The organism is Pseudomonas sp. Y3 TE3536, from assembly GCF_053629175.1.
Window position 1 is genome coordinate 4505391 of the sequence record NZ_JBRJHU010000001.1, and the last position, 15763, is coordinate 4521153.

19 protein-coding genes are annotated in these 15763 nt (G+C 59.5%); 6 read left to right on the forward strand and 13 right to left on the reverse strand.

Features of this window, described 5'->3' with window-relative positions:
• Positions 1-10: 10 nt before the first annotated feature.
• Positions 11-916, reverse strand: a complete 906-nt coding sequence (locus tag AB7M33_RS20415) for an alpha/beta fold hydrolase (RefSeq protein WP_454243453.1) — start codon at positions 914-916, stop codon at positions 11-13.
• A 214-nt stretch (positions 917-1130) separates the two neighbouring features.
• On the opposite strand from AB7M33_RS20415, the gene AB7M33_RS20420 reads away from it, so the two are divergent.
• Positions 1131-1364 carry a hypothetical protein gene (locus AB7M33_RS20420; RefSeq protein WP_099429733.1) on the forward strand — a complete coding sequence of 78 codons (234 nt, stop codon included), beginning with the start codon at positions 1131-1133 and terminating at the stop codon, positions 1362-1364.
• Between the two features lie 87 nt (positions 1365-1451).
• Here AB7M33_RS20420 and AB7M33_RS20425 read toward each other — a convergent pair whose 3' ends face one another.
• Positions 1452-2171 (reverse strand): tellurite resistance TerB family protein, encoded by a 720-nt coding sequence (locus AB7M33_RS20425; protein WP_099429732.1) that lies wholly within the window; start codon positions 2169-2171, stop codon positions 1452-1454.
• A gap of 168 nt (positions 2172-2339) precedes the next feature.
• Between AB7M33_RS20425 and AB7M33_RS20430 the strand changes: the two genes are divergently transcribed.
• Positions 2340-2933 carry a hypothetical protein gene (locus tag AB7M33_RS20430; protein ID WP_454243454.1) on the forward strand — a complete coding sequence of 198 codons (594 nt, stop codon included), beginning with the start codon at positions 2340-2342 and terminating at the stop codon, positions 2931-2933.
• A 13-nt stretch (positions 2934-2946) separates the two neighbouring features.
• Positions 2947-3231 carry a hypothetical protein gene (locus AB7M33_RS20435; RefSeq protein WP_099429730.1) on the forward strand — a complete coding sequence of 95 codons (285 nt, stop codon included), beginning with the start codon at positions 2947-2949 and terminating at the stop codon, positions 3229-3231.
• 40 nt (positions 3232-3271) lie between these two features.
• Here the strand turns inward: AB7M33_RS20435 and AB7M33_RS20440 are convergent, their stop codons facing one another.
• Positions 3272-3769, reverse strand: coding sequence for a hypothetical protein (locus tag AB7M33_RS20440; protein ID WP_454243455.1), 498 nt, complete (start codon positions 3767-3769; stop codon positions 3272-3274).
• 203 nt (positions 3770-3972) lie between these two features.
• Between AB7M33_RS20440 and AB7M33_RS20445 the strand changes: the two genes are divergently transcribed.
• On the forward strand, positions 3973-5106 hold the full coding sequence (locus AB7M33_RS20445) for an aminotransferase class V-fold PLP-dependent enzyme (RefSeq protein WP_454243456.1): 1134 nt from the start codon (positions 3973-3975) through the stop codon (positions 5104-5106).
• Between the two features lie 363 nt (positions 5107-5469).
• Here the strand turns inward: AB7M33_RS20445 and AB7M33_RS20450 are convergent, their stop codons facing one another.
• The 8 genes from AB7M33_RS20450 to AB7M33_RS20485 form a co-directional block, all read right to left on the reverse strand.
• Positions 5470-6363, reverse strand: coding sequence for a LysR family transcriptional regulator (locus AB7M33_RS20450; RefSeq protein ID WP_265970345.1), 894 nt, complete (start codon positions 6361-6363; stop codon positions 5470-5472).
• An 83-nt stretch (positions 6364-6446) separates the two neighbouring features.
• Positions 6447-7499 carry an alpha/beta hydrolase gene (locus AB7M33_RS20455; protein ID WP_454243457.1) on the reverse strand — a complete coding sequence of 351 codons (1053 nt, stop codon included), beginning with the start codon at positions 7497-7499 and terminating at the stop codon, positions 6447-6449.
• Positions 7500-7549: 50 nt separating this feature from the next.
• Positions 7550-8494: an alpha/beta hydrolase gene (locus AB7M33_RS20460; protein WP_454244240.1), complete on the reverse strand. Its 945-nt coding sequence runs from the start codon at positions 8492-8494 to the stop codon at positions 7550-7552.
• Positions 8495-8615: 121 nt separating this feature from the next.
• Entirely contained in the window at positions 8616-9389 is a 774-nt protein-coding gene (locus AB7M33_RS20465) for a carboxymuconolactone decarboxylase family protein (protein WP_454243458.1), read from the reverse strand.
• Between the two features lie 229 nt (positions 9390-9618).
• Complete coding sequence (locus AB7M33_RS20470) at positions 9619-10086, reverse strand: (R)-mandelonitrile lyase (RefSeq protein ID WP_265970342.1); 468 nt, start codon at positions 10084-10086, stop codon at positions 9619-9621.
• Positions 10087-10144: 58 nt separating this feature from the next.
• A complete protein-coding gene (locus AB7M33_RS20475; protein WP_454243459.1) occupies positions 10145-11137 on the reverse strand; it encodes an aldo/keto reductase in 993 nt (330 codons plus the stop codon).
• Between the two features lie 24 nt (positions 11138-11161).
• Complete coding sequence (locus AB7M33_RS20480) at positions 11162-11752, reverse strand: flavodoxin (RefSeq protein ID WP_454243460.1); 591 nt, start codon at positions 11750-11752, stop codon at positions 11162-11164.
• Complete coding sequence (locus AB7M33_RS20485) at positions 11749-12738, reverse strand: aldo/keto reductase (protein ID WP_454243461.1); 990 nt, start codon at positions 12736-12738, stop codon at positions 11749-11751. The genes AB7M33_RS20480 and AB7M33_RS20485 overlap by 4 nt, the downstream gene beginning before the upstream one ends.
• A gap of 246 nt (positions 12739-12984) precedes the next feature.
• Here AB7M33_RS20485 and AB7M33_RS20490 point away from each other — a divergent pair, with 246 nt between their 5' ends.
• Positions 12985-13545: a hypothetical protein gene (locus AB7M33_RS20490; protein ID WP_099429722.1), complete on the forward strand. Its 561-nt coding sequence runs from the start codon at positions 12985-12987 to the stop codon at positions 13543-13545.
• Positions 13546-13924: 379 nt separating this feature from the next.
• Here AB7M33_RS20490 and AB7M33_RS20495 read toward each other — a convergent pair whose 3' ends face one another.
• Both AB7M33_RS20495 and AB7M33_RS20500 read right to left on the reverse strand, forming a co-directional pair.
• Positions 13925-14284, reverse strand: coding sequence for a cupin domain-containing protein (locus tag AB7M33_RS20495; RefSeq protein WP_454243462.1), 360 nt, complete (start codon positions 14282-14284; stop codon positions 13925-13927).
• Positions 14281-14874 (reverse strand): GNAT family N-acetyltransferase, encoded by a 594-nt coding sequence (locus AB7M33_RS20500; protein WP_265969506.1) that lies wholly within the window; start codon positions 14872-14874, stop codon positions 14281-14283. Before AB7M33_RS20500 ends, AB7M33_RS20495 begins: the two co-directional genes overlap by 4 nt.
• Before the next feature lie 364 nt (positions 14875-15238).
• On the opposite strand from AB7M33_RS20500, the gene AB7M33_RS20505 reads away from it, so the two are divergent.
• A complete protein-coding gene (locus tag AB7M33_RS20505; protein ID WP_454243463.1) occupies positions 15239-15763 on the forward strand; it encodes a sigma-70 family RNA polymerase sigma factor in 525 nt (174 codons plus the stop codon).

Genomic DNA, 15763 nt, shown 5'->3' on the forward strand with positions numbered 1-15763 from the left:
CAGGCGCCCGCTAGGGCTGCAGGAAATCAGTGACCACGTTGGCGAACGCTTCTGGCTGGTCGAGCATGACGAAGTGGAAGCTGTCGTCAATGCGCGTGAAGTTGATGTGCGGGGCATTGGCATAGGCGTTGCGGAAGGTCGCCTCGACGTTGGCCGCGGGGATGCCGTACACCGGGTCATAGGCATAGACGACCTCGACCGGCACCTGGATGCGATCAAGCTCCGGGCGCAGGTCGGTGGTCATCAGTTCGTAAGTGGCTTGCGCCGTGGTCTGCCGATCCGAGCTTGTCGCCGCCGTAAGCAGCACAGGCCGGGCTGCTTCGCTTTTTACCAAGCGGGCAATGGATACACGCTGCAGGGCTTCAGCCTGCTCAGGCGTTGACGCCAGCAGCGAATCGCGGAATGCAGCCGCCTGCGGTTCGGCTGTCTCGCGGGTTGCGAAAGGGTTCATGAGCAGTGTGTAGAAGGGCAGGGCATCGACGACCATCAGCCGCGCGACCTGATCGGGGTGACGCGCTCCGAGCATCAGCGCCACCTCGCCACCCAACGAGTGACCAATGATGACCGGGGCCTTGAGGTGCTGGGTGCGGATGTAGTCAGCGATGGCCTCGGCCGTTGGCGCCACGACTTCTCCACGCGCGTCGGACACCGCAGGTGCGCCGGCGAAACCTGCGACCTGTACCAGGTGAAGGCGGTGGCTGCGCTGCAAGCGGGTGGCCAGATCACGCCACACCTCGCGGGAAGACGCCAAACCTGGGATCAAGATCACATCAGGGCCGCTGCCTTCGACCGTTACCGAAATGCGGTCTTTGTTCACCTGTGTCGGCGTCACGGGCGCCGGCTGGGTGGCCGATGCCGGGGCTGACAGCAGTGTGAACGCGGCGCCGAATGCCGCGAGGAGGGTGCGTGTACGCATGACATTTTCCTTTTGTCCTGTTCGCCGTCCGCTACTGCCAACGGGGTAAAACCGCTGGAGGATACCATCCAGCCTGTCTAATTAGCCTGCGGCAGCTATCTAATTCGAAGCGTCTGTACGGTAGCGCACAGACCGCTTGCGCCATTGCGCACAGGCTTTAACGGTCTGCATCCCAGGTGCAGCGGCTGTGAGGTTTCACTCAAGGCGTAAGGATATGGCGGACAAATACGTTGGAAAAAAAGTTGGGGTGGGTACGGATAATGTGGTCTACGTGATCAACATTTATCAGGATGAGACCGTTGAGCGCTCGCCCAATGGAATGATTCGGCATGAAGGTCCGGTGCATTATGAAATGCAATTCGGTGGGGCCGTGCGGCAGATATCGGAATCCGAATACGAAATCGCTAGCACGGGCGTGAGGGTCAGTGTGCAGGAAGGTGACAGCTAAACAGCACAACCTCACAGGCTGTTTACGCTCGGGGCCATGCCTGCGCGGGCTTCAGGTTAATGAAATCGCGCAGGCATCTCAGCCCGGTCAGGCGGCTCCCTTGGCCTGTTGTTCCAGGTGCACCTGCAAGGTCGGGTCGATTTGCAGAGCGCTGGCCAGTTCATCAAGGTAGGCCCGCTCTGCGGCCTGCTGGTCATCCACCAGCATCACGCTGGCCAGGTACATCTCCGCAGCCATGGCCGGGTCCTGTGCCGACTGTGCCACTTCGGCAGCATCGAGGGGTTTGCTGACTTCGTCATCCAGCCACTGCTGCAGTTGCGGGTCGCTGGTGTGACGTTTGATTTCTGCGTAGATCAACTGTTCTTCTTGCTCGTCGATGCGCCCGTCAGCTTTGGCTGCCGCAATTAGCGCGCGCAATATTGCATGGCTGTGGCCCTCGGCCTCGGGGCCGGACAATTGATCGACAGTACGCATGGCCTGTTGCGGGGCTGCCGCCTGGCTGCGCTGCCAGCTTTGATAGGCCTGGAACGCCATCATGCCCAGCGACGCCAGGGCCGCGTAATTGGTGCCACCCGTGGCGCGCCCCTGGCTAACGCCGCCAGCGCTGCCGCCACCCCGCAACAGGCCGCCCAGTAGACCGCCAAGGCCACCGCCGCCACCCGCGGCACTGCCGCCGTTAAGCAAACCACCCAGCAAGCCGCCCAAACCGCCCAGGCCATCTTGCGATGACAGGCCACCGCTGCCTTGTTGCGCTTGCGAGCCTTGCCCGGCCCGGAGTAACTGTTCAAGAAGATCACTGGTGTTCATCGCCCCGCCCTCGGTCGGTAGTCGTTGCCCAGACAAGCAACGATAGCCCCCTCAAAGCGATTCGCCATGACCGTTTGGCCGACGGCTAAGCGTGACATTATTGAAGCAGCTAGGGAATGCATCCCCGCTCGTGTGGTCTGTACAGGCACTTTGCAAAGGACATGCGCCATGTCGATACGTACTGCACGCTGCTTGCTGCTTCTGCCGTTGTTTGCGGGCTGCCAATATTTACCTCATACCGATTACTTCGTCGCGCCTGAAAACGAGCCGGATCCCGCGTGGGTTCGCGTCGTCAACTTCACGCAGCATGCCACTATTTACCAATACGAAAACGGCGTGCGCTCGGGCGGCGTGATCCGCACCGGGCCGCTGCCGTTCATCAATACACAGGACCAGGGCATGCCCAAAGCCGGGCAGGACTTGACGTTCGACTACTTCGAAACCCGTGTCAGGCCCGGTATCAAAACGCAGGTGGGCATGTTCTGGGAGGGGCCGCGTACGCAATCCTGCATGGTCGTAACTCAGTTCACGCCCCAGGCAGGGCGCTACTATCAGTTCAGGTTGACCTCCGGTTCAGGCGGTACCTGCACGCTGTATCCCACGCTGATTGAGCGCGACAAAGACGGCGCCGAGTGGCACCTCGTCCCCAACCCGCAAGTGACGTACCCCCACGGCGGGCCAACGGCCAAAACGACTTACAGTAACAGTCGCTTCGAAGACCCCGACTACCAACCCCCTGCGGGTCTGTACCCGGGCATGTAACGGAGTTGAACGAATGACGGAAAAGCCCGTGTACCTGTTCGCCAAGGTGCGGCAACCCTGTGAATATCGTCCCAACGTAACGGCCATCGTGCTGTTTGGTCTTGAGGTCGAAGGAGGGGAGGACCCGCCGGTTTATCTGGAGATTCGCTTCATTGATTACTGCGCTCAACAGGTTGAAGGCGATCACCTGATGCTGTCATTGGCGCAGGCCTTGGAGTCCGCGCGCGCCGATTACGGGATTTTGCCGGCTGATTGGCGTGCGCTGAGCCAGGAGGAGATTGATCGGATTGATGGGTAGCGGGCGACGCTTGAGCTTGTAGGTGAATCGCACGGCCCTGTTATTCCGGCTGCATTCGCCTGTTCCAGCCAAAAGTGTCGGCACAGGGTGCTAGCCATTGCCGTAGTTCTGGATTGCGCGCCAACGCTTCGGGTTCCAGCAAGCGCGCCCCTATATTGGCATGGCGCAGGAAGGTCACCTCGAGGCACTGCTGCAACTGTTCGACCAGCAAGGGGAAGCCCATCAGGTTGTGCAGGCGGGGCCACTTGATCTGCTTGCGGTAGCGCAGTTGCTGCGACTCGATGCGCAGGTCATCGTTGGGGCGCCACTGGACGTTGAAGAGCTTGTCATGACGCGACAGGTCGACCCACCAGCTACCGTTGGCCGGGATGTGCAGATCGAGTTTCAGGCTTTCAGGCCGCAACTTCTTGCGTTTGTAAAACCAGTGCTCGGGCGGCTCATTGCTCAGGTCAATGGAGCAGACGCTGTAGGACACCTCAGGGACATTGAACTGGGTGAACCATCCAGCGATTTCGGGGTGGGTCGGGTGATCGAACATGGTTGGCCTCGTCCTGAGAGAGCGGTCAGACAGTGCGGTAGCTTAATGTCTTGTTGGGTGGGGTGATAGCAGACAGTCACCACCGCCTGCTGTCGACTAACCGGACGTGAACGACCTCTGTCCGAGCCATGTTCTAACTTCTCAGTTGCCAAGGCTTAGGACTGGGTCCATACCAATGACATCTCTGCCAAAGGAGTCACCGCATGTCAAAGCTCTATCCAAGTATTGATCCTGAGGGGCTGGTCGAGTATTCGGTGGTCTACACCGACCGCTCGCTCAATCATATGTCGCAGGCATTTCAAGGCGTGATGAAGAACATTTCCAGCACCTTGAAACAGGCCTATAACGCTCAGGCTGTTGCAGTAGTGCCGGGTAGCGGTACATTCGGCATGGAATCGGTAGCGCGGCAGTTTGCCACCGGCCAGCAGTGCCTGGTGATCCGCAACGGTTGGTTCAGTTATCGCTGGAGCCAGATCCTTGAGATGGGCAACATTCCGGCGGCTACCACGGTGCTGAAAGCCCAACCGATCGACACGGGTCGCCAGCCAGCCTACGCGCCCCCGCCTCTGGACGAAGTGTTAGCGGCCATTGAGGCGCACAAACCGCAGATTGTCTTTGCACCACACGTTGAAACGTCATCCGGGATTATCCTGCCCGACGATTACTTGCGGGCCATTGGCGACGCTGTGCATGCAGTGGGGGGGCTGTTCGTACTGGACTGCATCGCCTCAGGCACGCTTTGGGTTGATATGGACAAGTGCGCAGTCGACCTGCTGATCAGCGCACCGCAGAAAGGCTGGAGCGCCTCCCCTTGCTGCGCGCTGGTGATGCTCAGTGCTTTGGCCCTCGAGCGCATCGAGCAGACGCATAGCAGCAGCTTTGCCTGCGACCTGAAAAAGTGGCTTCAGATCATGCAGGCATACGAACAGGGCGGACATGCTTACCACGCGACCATGCCCAGCGATTCTCTCGCGCGATTCAACGACGTGATGAACGAGATGCAAGCCTACGGTTTCGACAAGGTGCGCGATGAACAACAGGCGCTGGGCGATCGCGTCCGCGCCATGTTGACCGGCAGAGGCATCAAAAGCGTGGCCGCAGCCGGCTTTCAGGCCCCGGGTGTAGTGGTGAGCTACACCGATGATCCCGACATCAAGAACGGTAAGAAATTTGCAGAACACGGCCTACAGATAGCCGCCGGAGTGCCGTTGCAATGTGATGAGCCGGCCGACTTCCAGACCTTCCGTATCGGTCTGTTCGGGCTCGAAAAGCTGCACAATATCGAGCGCACGGTCAGCACCCTTGAACGGGCGCTGGACGAAGTGATGGTGAACTGAGCCCTCCTTTTGGCTGCAGCACGGCTACGGCTGTCAGCTAGGGGTCGAAAGGGGTTACTAGCGAGCGGCTGCAATCGACCCATGGCTGCCGTTGGACTCACCAACATTTATAGTGGGAGCGGGTTTACCCGCGAAGCAGGCAACGCGGAGGATGGCACGGGCTTCGCCCGTGTTCGCGGGTAAACCCGCTCCCACAAAGATCACCTCAGACACGACTGGCAGCCATGGGTCGATAGCGGTCACTAGCGAACAACTGCATTCGACCCATTGCGGCCGGTCACGTACGACTGCAATCGATCAAAAAGCGTCTGCTGAATCGCGGGTTTGTGGGGCGGGTAAAATTCAGATGCTCAGGTCGGTGACTCAGTGCTTGTAGAGCAATGCTTCAACTACAACGCCAAATGCTGATGAATGTTCACGGCGATTTGGGTAGTAGAGATGGTAACCGGCAAAGGGTTGGCACCAATCTTCCAATACCCGCACAAGGCTGCCATCGGCTAGCTCCTTCGCCACCATGTCTTCCGGCAGGAAACCCAAGCCACATCCCGCCACGGCCGCACGCAGGATCGGCACGCTGCTGTTGAACGTCCATTGCCCTTCGACACGGGCCTTCAGTTCATGGCCATCCTTTTCAAAGTCCCATTGCATCAGGCTGCCATGGGTGGGGAGGCGCAGATTGATGCAATTTTGCGCGGCCAGATCACCGGGCTCCTTCGGCACCGGCCGCTGTTTGAAATAATCAGGTGAGCCCACGACCGCGATGCGCAGGGGCGGCCCGATGGGTACGGCGATCATGTCCTTGGCCACCTGGTCTCCCAGGCGTACACCGGCGTCATAGCGTTGCGCGACGATGTCGGAGAGGGCGTAGTCGACGGTGATTTCGACATTGATGTCCGGGTAGTCGGGAAGCACCTTTGAAAGCTTGGGCCACAGAATGTTGTTGGCGGCGTGTTCGGATGCCTGAATCCGCACATTGCCTGCCGGGGTGTCACGAAATTCGCTGACCGCGGCCAGTTCGAGTTCGATCTCATCGAACCGCGGCGCCATCGATTGATACAGCCGCTGACCCGCCTCGGTCGGCGAAACGCTGCGCGTGGTACGCGTCAACAAGCGCACGCCCAAACGGCTTTCCAGCGCGCGCATGGTATGGCTCAGTGCCGACTGCGAGACGCCAAGCTGGGCGGCCGCACGGGTGAAACTGCCTTCGCGGGTGATGACCACGAAGGCTTGCAGGTCGTTAAGATTAGCGCGTGACATTGATGAGGGCCTCTCATGAAGGGGCGCGGGATTGATCCATGAAAGCAGGTTGCACACGGATGCGCGACCCCCAAGCGCGTTGATTACAAGGTGCGGCCGTAAAACGCGGTCAGTTTGCCAATCGCGGCATCGACATAACGCGGTACCCAATAGGTTTCGATGTGCGTCGCGCCGTCGAGGATAAACACTTCCTTGTCGGTGGTGCCGGTGGCTTTGGCGAAGGCGTCCTGCGTCATGTACAGGCTGTCGGCTTTGCTGCCGGCGATCATCAGCAGCGGTTGGTTGATCAGCTCGATATGATCAGTGGCGTCGAAACGCATCAAGTCGATCAGGCTGCTGGTGGTGTATTTGAAGGTCGAGTTCGGGTGCGCGTGGGTCTTCCAGTAGTACTCATAACCTTGGCGATACAGCTCGAAGGGCAGTTTGGCAATCTGCTCGTCGGTGAGGTTGGCATCGCCCGAATACAGCACCGCGCCGCCGGCCGCTTCTTGCGCGCGAGCTGCTGACGCCTGTTGCAGGCGTTGCGCAATGCTGTCCATTTGCGAGTCGTTGTAGCCGTTGCGACGTACCCGGCCCGAGTTGAACATGCTCACCGTTGCCAGCGATTTGAAGCGTTTGTCGGTTTGCGCTGCCGCCAACGAATAACCACCGCCGCCACAGATGCCGAGCAGGCCCAGGCGCTTGTCATCGACGCCGGCAAACTGGCTGATGAAGTCGGCCATGCCGTGAATGTCTTCGATGCGATACGCCGGTTTATCGATGCTGCGCGGCTGACCACCGCTGGAGCCCTGGTACGCCGCATCGGCAGTGATGGTGATGTAGCCCTGTTCGGCCAAGCGTTGAGCATACAGACCGGCGACTTGTTCTTTCACACCGCCATTGGGGTGTGCAACGACCACGGTCGGGTAGGTCTTCTTCGCGTCATAGTTAGCTGGGGTGTATACGTTGGCGGCGATATCCAGACCGTTGAGTTTGTAGCTGACCGGATGGATGTCGACCTTGCCCGGTTCGTTCTTGCTGATCGCGCCGTCGTAGGCGAGGGTGAACGGGTTCTTTTTGTAATCGGCGGCCAAGGCTTCGCCCGCCGAGAGGCCGACCAAGGCCGACATGAACGTGGCTTTGAGAGTGTTTTTCACGTGTAACTCCTGGGCAATCAAAAAGGGCGGCAGTTGCAGAAGTGTCTGGCTCAGTCCAGCTGTTTTTCTTTGAGGAATTGCGCGACCATGTCAGCGATCTGCACGTTGTTCAGATCCGACATGGGGAAGTGGGTATTGCCGTTAATACCGATCTCCGGCAGGTGGATCAGTCGCACATCACCGCCGTGGCGATTGACCGCGTCACGCCAGAGCCGGGCCATCTTCAGGCGTGCGCGCCAACTGTCCTGAGCGGGCAGCTCGACCGCCTGCTCAGGGATGTTGTCGCCATAGAGGATCAGAATCGGAATGCGCGTGAGGGCCATGAATTGCTCGATCGGCACCGCCGCGCCTTGCACCGTGTCGAACGCGCTGGGAATCGGCGCAGGCACCTCACCATCAGCAAACACGAAGCTGCTGCCGGGTTCGAACGCCACGATGGCTTTGACCTTGTCGTTCTTGATCGTCGTCAACCAGCCTGGCCCGCCACCTTGCGAATGAGTGAATAAAATCCCCGGGCCGATTTTGTCGAACAGTGCTGACACGCCATCAGAAACCACGCCCATGTCGAACGGCCCGGTGTTCGGCGTCATCGCCCGGAAAAACTGCTCGCGGGTCTGGGCATCCTGTGCCACTTGCACACCGTTGAAGTAGTTAGGCCACAGGCCGATGCGGAACTGGTTGAACCACAGTTGCTCGTCAGGCACAGGCTTGATTGTGGTCTCGACCATGCTGCGCCCGGCATCGCCACGCCGTGGCTGATCGATCAGGTAGACGCCGTAATGGCGGCGCAGAAAAATGTTCTGAAAGCCTTCGCGACCATCGGCGGTAGTTTCCCAGGTCTTGGAAAACTGACCCGCACCGTGCCACATGACGATGGGCAGTTTTCGCGCATCCACCGGGATTTGATAGAAGGCGTAGGCGTGGTCACCGTGGTAGGTCTGGCCGTTGGGCGCCATTGGTTGGCGCGGGTTGAAGGTGCCCGGTGCAGTGGTCACCGTTCCGCCGGCGGCGAAGCTGCCTTGTTGTTGAATCAGCAACGAGCCATCGGGCTGGTTCGCGCAGGCCGCCAACAGGCTCAACAGCGGGATGCTCAGCAGGTACTTTGCAGATTTCATGTCATTTCCCCGAAGCCGCGAGGGCCTGGGTCAACGCGGTATTGGCACGTTCCGCCGTCTGCGCATCGCTGTGTTTCTTCAGCAGTTCCGTGACCTCGCGCAACTGTGCCGTGCTCAGGCCGACGCGCAAGCTCGCCGCCATGTGCGAGCGCAATTGCGGCTCGACCCCAGGCGTTGCCGCCAGCGCCCCGACAGTCGCCAGTTCGCGGCTTTGCCAGTCGAGGTTGTCGCGCTCGAAGATGTCGCCGAACAGGTGGGTTTGCAGGAATTGGTTGATCACCGGAGCGAACTCGAACACCGGGCCTTTGACCGGGGTGCCAGAGATTCTGGTTTGATTCGCGGTGCCGGTAGCCAGCAGCTCATCCCCGATCGGAATCGCCCGGCTCGGTTCACGCCCCGGGGCGTCTTCGATACCGCGCTGTTTGCGCGTCTGCACCACCGTCATCAGCTCGTTCAAGGCGTTCAGGCTGCGCGGGAAGCCCACATACGCGTAAAGCTGCACCAGAATTTCCCGGGTTTCGCTGATGGTCAAGCCGGCATCGAGCCCTTGATTGAGCGCGGTGTTGAGGTGGGGTATGTCGCTGGTGGCCATGAACGCGGCGATCAGGGGAATCGCTTGTTGTTGGCGCGACAAGGTAGCTGTGCTGGCGGGCGTGCTGGCCATGGTCTGCGATGCCTCGGTTGCTTGAGTGGTAACGCTGAACATCGCCCCAACACCCAGACAGAGTGCCATGAGGGCGAGGATGGCAGTGCTGTTGCGTGCGTCAGTGGTCATCGTGAGAGGCTCCATCGCTTGTGGGTCACTGCGGTGCCGCTGGATCGTACGGAGGATGGTTGTCTCGATTAACCCCGAAATTGCGCATGGACTTCTGAGCAGAGCTCATGAGTCGACAGTGCCATGACCGCTGCAATAGCGGCGCGAACGCGCTGGTGCGCGGCCTGGAGGTCGGATGACGGTTTGCGGCGAAGATGCCAGGTGACCAGCATCGACACATTCCGTAACTTCATTCTCCGGCGTATTGCGCCTCCGAGACCTGCTCCGCCCAGGTAACGGTGTTGCCGTCCTCGGCTTCAGCGATGGCGATGTGGGTCATGCCGTTGCTGGCCGTGGCGCCATGCCAGTGACGGGTATGCGGTGGGATCCAGACAGTGTCGCCCGGTCGGATCTCCTGTCGCGGGCCACCTTCTTGTTGGACGTAGCCGACGCCTGCGGTGACGATCAGCGTTTGCCCCAGCGGATGGGTGTGCCACGCCGTGCGCGCGCTAGGTTCAAAGGTTACCGTGCCGCCTCCGACGCGCGCCGGCGGCTCGCCCTTGAAGAGGCCATCAACGTGCACCTTACCGGTGAAGTTTTGCGCGGCGCCCTTGATCGAGGGCTGCGAGCCGTTCGGCGTAACGCGGATTTCGCTAGCAGCTTGGGATTCTGCCGCCATGAATGAAAAAGCAACGAGTGGTGCGATCAATCGGTTCATCGGATCGACTCCGGTAAGGCGTGAAAGGGCGCTGCACGTGGCGCCGGATTGGGCAGACTCAGAGTCCGGTCATCTTCAATGCCGACTCCGGAAGGCGTTCCCCCAGCACTTGAATCTGCGCCATCTGCTCGTTGATCACGCGCAGATCGTCGCAGGTCAATTGCAGTTGGCCAGCGCCCAGGTTCTCTTCCAGTCGATGCTGCTTTGTCGTGCCCGGGATTGGCACAATCCACGGTTTCTGTGCGAGCAACCAGGCCAGCGCCACTTGCGCCGGCGTGGCGTTTTTGAGTTGCGCGACGGCTTTCACCACATTGACCAATGCCAGGTTGGCCATGCGCGCTTCAGGGGAAAAACGCGGGACGAAGTTGCGGAAATCGCTGGCATCGAACTGCGTGTGCTCGTCGATCTGCCCGGTGAGGAAACCGGCGCCGAGCGGGCTGAACGGTACGAAACCGATCCCCAGTTCTTCCAGCACTGCCAGCAGCTCCAATTCCGGGCCTCGCCAGAACAGCGAATATTCACTCTGCACCGCCGTGACCGCTTGCACCGCGTGCGCCCGGCGAATGGTTTGCACACCCGCCTCAGACAGGCCGAAATGCTTGACCTTGCCTTCGGCGATAAGATCCTTGACGGTGCCGGCGACGTCTTCGATGGGCACCAGTGGATCAACGCGGTGCTGATAAAACAGGTCGATGCAATCGGTACGCAGGCGCCTCAACGACGCCTCGGCCACGGCGCGGATATGTTGCGGGCGGCTATTGGTTCCCCCGTCGCGTGCGCCGGTGATCAGGTCGATATCGAAGCCGAACTTGGTGGCAATAACGACTTGCTCGCGGATCGGCTGCAAGGCCTCGCCCAGCAGTTCTTCATTGGCAAACGGGCCATATGCTTCGGCGGTGTCGAACAAGGTGATGCCGTGCTCGTAGGCCGAACGAATCAGCCTGATCATGCTGGCTTTGTCGGCAGCCGGCCCGTAGGCCGAGGTCATGCTCATGCAGCCAAGGCCGAGTGCGGACACTTGCAGGCCGTTGCCCAACGTGCGGATTTCCATGATTTCACTCCGTACAGAATTCGATTACCGCGTAAGAGGGTGATCGCTCAGCCAGCCGTTCACGCGTTCCATGATCTTGCGCTCCTGCTCACCCTGCATCACAAAACCTTCCAGAATCTCTGCCTTCGGTGCGTGCTTGACCAGCACGCTGCGGCTGTTGCCCAAGCCATAACCGCCGTGGGTGTTGAAGGGGATAAGGGTTTTGCTGGTTAGGTCGTGGGCGCTGAGAAAGGCGCGCACGATCGGCGGGGTGGTTTCACCCCAGATCGGAAAGCCGAGATAGATCGTGTCGTAGTCGCTCAAGAACTGAACCTTGTTTTGCAGCTCGGGTTCGAAGCCGCTGTCACGCTCCTGACGTGCCTGCTCAACGGTTTGCAGATAGTCCTCGGGGTAGGCTTGGGCCGGGCGAATCTCGAAGAGATCGGCATTCAGCCCACGTTGGATCAGCCCGGCGACCACGCGGGTATTACCCGAACGCGAGAAATACGCGACCAGAATCCGCGAGCCTGAGCGGGGTGTTTCACTGGGGCCTTGCGTGTCGGCGAGCGACAGCAGCGGGGCGCTGGCCAGGGCGGCGATCACCGTGCGCCGCAGCGGATCGTGATCATTGTTCATCGGCCGACTCGCGCCTTTAGGGCTTCGGGATAGCGCTCGCCTTCAATGCGGATGTGCGCCAGTGCGGCATCGATCGCTGTGAGTTCGGTGGCGTCGAGCGTGATGTCCGCCCCACCGAGGTTTTCTTCCAGGCGAGGCAGTTTGGTCGTCCCCGGAATCGGTACGATCCACGGTGCCTGCGCGAGCAGCCATGCCAGCGCGATCTGTGCGGGTGTGGCCTGTTTCTGCGCGGCGATCTGACGGATCAACACCACCAGGTCCTGATTGGCTTGGAGGGCCGAATGACTGAAACGCGGGACGATGCTGCGGAAATCGTCGCTGCCGTAAGTGGTCTGCGCCGACACCGTGCCGGTGAGAAAACCTTTACCCAGTGGGCTGAACGGCACTAAGCCGATGCCCAGTTCCCAAAGCGTCGGCAGGACTTCCTGCTCAGGCTCGCGCCACCACAATGAGTATTCGCTTTGCAGCGCTGTGACCGGTTGCACCGCGTGTGCACGGCGAATGGTCTGCGCACCGGCCTCCGACAGGCCGAAGTGCTTGACCTTGCCTTCGCCAATCAAGTCCTTCACCACGCCGGCGACGTCCTCGATCGGCACGTCCGGATCGACGCGGTGCTGGTAAAGCAGATCGATGTAGTCGGTCTGCAGTCGACGCAACGAACCCTCGACCGCGACCCGGATGTGCTCGGGGCGGCTGTTGAGAATCTGCTGTTTATTGTCGTCGCCGAAGGTGAAGCCGAACTTGGTGGCGATGACCACTTCATCGCGCACCGGTGCCAGGGCTTCGCCCACCACCTGTTCGTTCAGGTAGGGGCCGTAAACCTCGGCGGTATCGAAGAACGTGACGCCCCGGTCAAACGCCGATCGGATCAGCGCAATGGCCTGTTGTGTATCAGTCGCGGGGCCGTAGCCATGGCTTAAGCCCATGCAACCCAAGCCCAGGGCTGACACTTCAAGTGAACTGTTTCCGAGTGTGCGCTTGTGCATCTGGATCTCCCGACATTTGGTGTTGGGAGAACAGTAAGCGAGCTACCGAGTGGGGACTAGACGGTTAAATTGGCAAGGGTTCATGAAATTTGTTCATCAATCACAGAGGGCAGGCTGTGGGACTGTATCCTCATGGGACGCATGAAAGGCTGCCCTAGGGCAATCGTTTATTCATCAGGGCGCGATATAACCGGCCTACTGTCGGATGGTGTGCTAAAACCAGAATATCCAAAGCCTGGGTGTACCATGAGCAATTTTCCGATCGTTGCCACGATACTCTCGATGATACTCGGGCTCTCCGTCACTCGGCTTCTACTGGGGGTATTGACGGTATTCCGCATTCGCCGCGCGGCGAAGCCTGATTGGGTACCGCTCGCCTGGGCCACGATGCTGTTCACTACGCAACTTGACTTCTGGTGGGCTGTAAACGCTCTGCCGGCCATAAAAGTTACGTTCACATTTTTGGAGTTTCTCCTGCTCGTTCTGTTAGCGCTTTCTCTTTTTATAGCCTCTGCGCTGTTGCTCCCCAGTCGCAGTGAGGATGAGCAGAATGGCCTTCAGGTTTACTTCGAACAGGATGGCCGTTACGCGCTGTTGTTCCTGTCTGCTTATTTATTCCTCGGGCTTGTCGTAAACGTAAGCTTTTTCAAGGCATCGCCAATAGCGCTATGGGGCGTATTGGACGTGATCATGATTGCCCTTCCACTCTGCGCGTTCATCGCCAGGTCTCGCGAGCATTATTCGAGCATCGCCTTGGCATACATTCCTATTACAGCATTTGACTTAGTGGTTTCACTCGCCGGCTAGACAGTTGGATCGCAATTTGATCGCCGATGAGCGGCAGCTTCGGGTCGATAGCGGTCACTGGATAACGGCTGCAGTCAACCCATGGCTGCCGTTGGACTCACCAACATTTATTGTGGGAGCGGGTTTACCCGCGAAGCAGGCAACGCGGAGGATGGCACGGGCTTCGCCCGTGTTCGCGGGTAAACCCGCTCCCACAAAGATCACCTCAGACACGACTGGCTGCTATGGGTCGAAAGCAGCCGGTCGCGACTGACCGCAATCGACCCAAAGCAGACACTGAATAGGGCTGTTGTGGCCTGCCAAAGAACATTCGAGCGCCGCCAGCAGGCAAGCATGCAAACTGGCTTTGCGCTGCGCTCGATGAAACGCTACCCGGTGCCTAGTTCGCGGGCAGGAGGATCACGAAGTTCTTTTTCATGTCTTCCAGCACAGTCCATTTGCCCTTGGCGCCCGGTTCGATAATGAACGTGTCGCCAGCGGCCAGTGTGACGGGGGCGCTGCCCTCAAGCTCGATGACGCAGCGTCCACTCAGGACATGGCAGAACTCCCACACTTTGTAGTCGATGCGCCACGCGCCGGTGCTGGCTTCCCATTCTCCGGCAATGCGGCCTTGCTGTTCATCGTGATAGTACTTGGACGTCAGCGTATGAGGGGTGCCTTCCACGACCTCTTCAAAAAAGGGAAGGTCGCGCACCGGTTGGATATCCAGTTCGCGGAACACGGTCAGTTTGTTGTTCATGGTTTTTTCTCGAGCACGTTGTGGGTAGGGCGATACATCAAATAGGCTTCACCGGTTACGCTCAGCATCGGGTGCGGAACGATCTGGCAGGTTTTAACAATTTGAAAACCGTGACGTTCGTAGAAGCGGCGTGCACCGTGGTTTTCTGCATAATCGATCAGGCATAGCCCATCCAGGCCAGAGTCCTCAGCGCGTTGCTGAGCATGGCGAAGAAACTGGACGCCCAGCCCTTGGCTGCGCCAGGCCTCATCCAGGGCCAGGCTGGATATGTATAAGGTGCCGGGTATTTCCATGTCGGCATAAGGCGCGAGGACCGGGTCTGTCTCGACAGGCCTGTCAGGGGTCTCGCGCAAGGCATAGCTATGCATCATGCCGATGACGCGCCCTTCGAAAATGGCCATCAGGCAGTTCTTATAGGAAAAGTCGCCCTGTTCCCTGGCATAGCGAGATGTGCCGACACTCAGTAATGCTTCCCCGGGTGCGGCAAGCTTGCTCCATATGTAATCGGCCATGCCCTCCGATGTCAGTTGAAAGAAGCGCGCAATATCGTGCGCATCCGAGGCTTGAGCGGGCCTGAAGTCGATAGGCATGTACAGTGCTCCCATGGGATCGGGTGGTTAGTTTTCAAGGATTACGCCTTTGAAAGGGTGGCAGGTTAGGCGGGTTCAACGGTTCCCATCATGCTCTGGGCGAACACCGTCAGCACGGCATGCGACGCTGCCCATGCTCAAAGGCCGGTGGCCGTCTAATGGCTCAGGCCTGGGGAATCGATCGTGCAAATGCCGGAGGGGGTGAGGCGAGAAGCGGGGCGCGCTGAGGCCGGACATGTGTGTGCACAAAAGCGTGCTGTGGTCGGTGGTTGATCAGCCCCTTGAGAGTCCCCCTTGGAACCCTGTACCATTGCGAATGATTAGCAGATGCATTCCATTCTGATCATGGACGCGAGGAACGATCGTGTTGCCTTCCCCAGCTATCGCACCTGAAACACGCGAGCGCATCGCCGGTCTTTACCGTGATCATCACCTCTGGTTGCTCAGTTGGCTGCAACGCCGGCATCACTTCGGTGATCATGCGTCTGACGTTGCACAGGACACCTTCCTGCATGCCATTCTGCGCCCGCAGCAGCTTGCTGGATTGCGCCAACCCAGGGCTTGGTTGAGCAGTGTAGCGAAAGGGCTGTTGATCGACCGCTATCGCCGGCAGAAGCTTGAGGCGGCCTATCTACAGGCGTTGGCGCAGTTGCCGGAGGCTGAAGCGCCCTCTGCTGAGCGACAATTGATGCTGTTGCAGACGCTGATGCAGATCGACGCCTTGCTTGACGGCCTTGCACCGAAGGTACGCATGGCGTTTCTGCTGTCGCGCCTGGAGGGCCTCAGCTACCAAGATATCGCAGCCCGCCTGGGGGTCAGCCTGAGCAGCGTAGAGAAGTATATGGCCAAGGCTATTCGTCACTGTTACCAGCTTACACTCGAACCATGA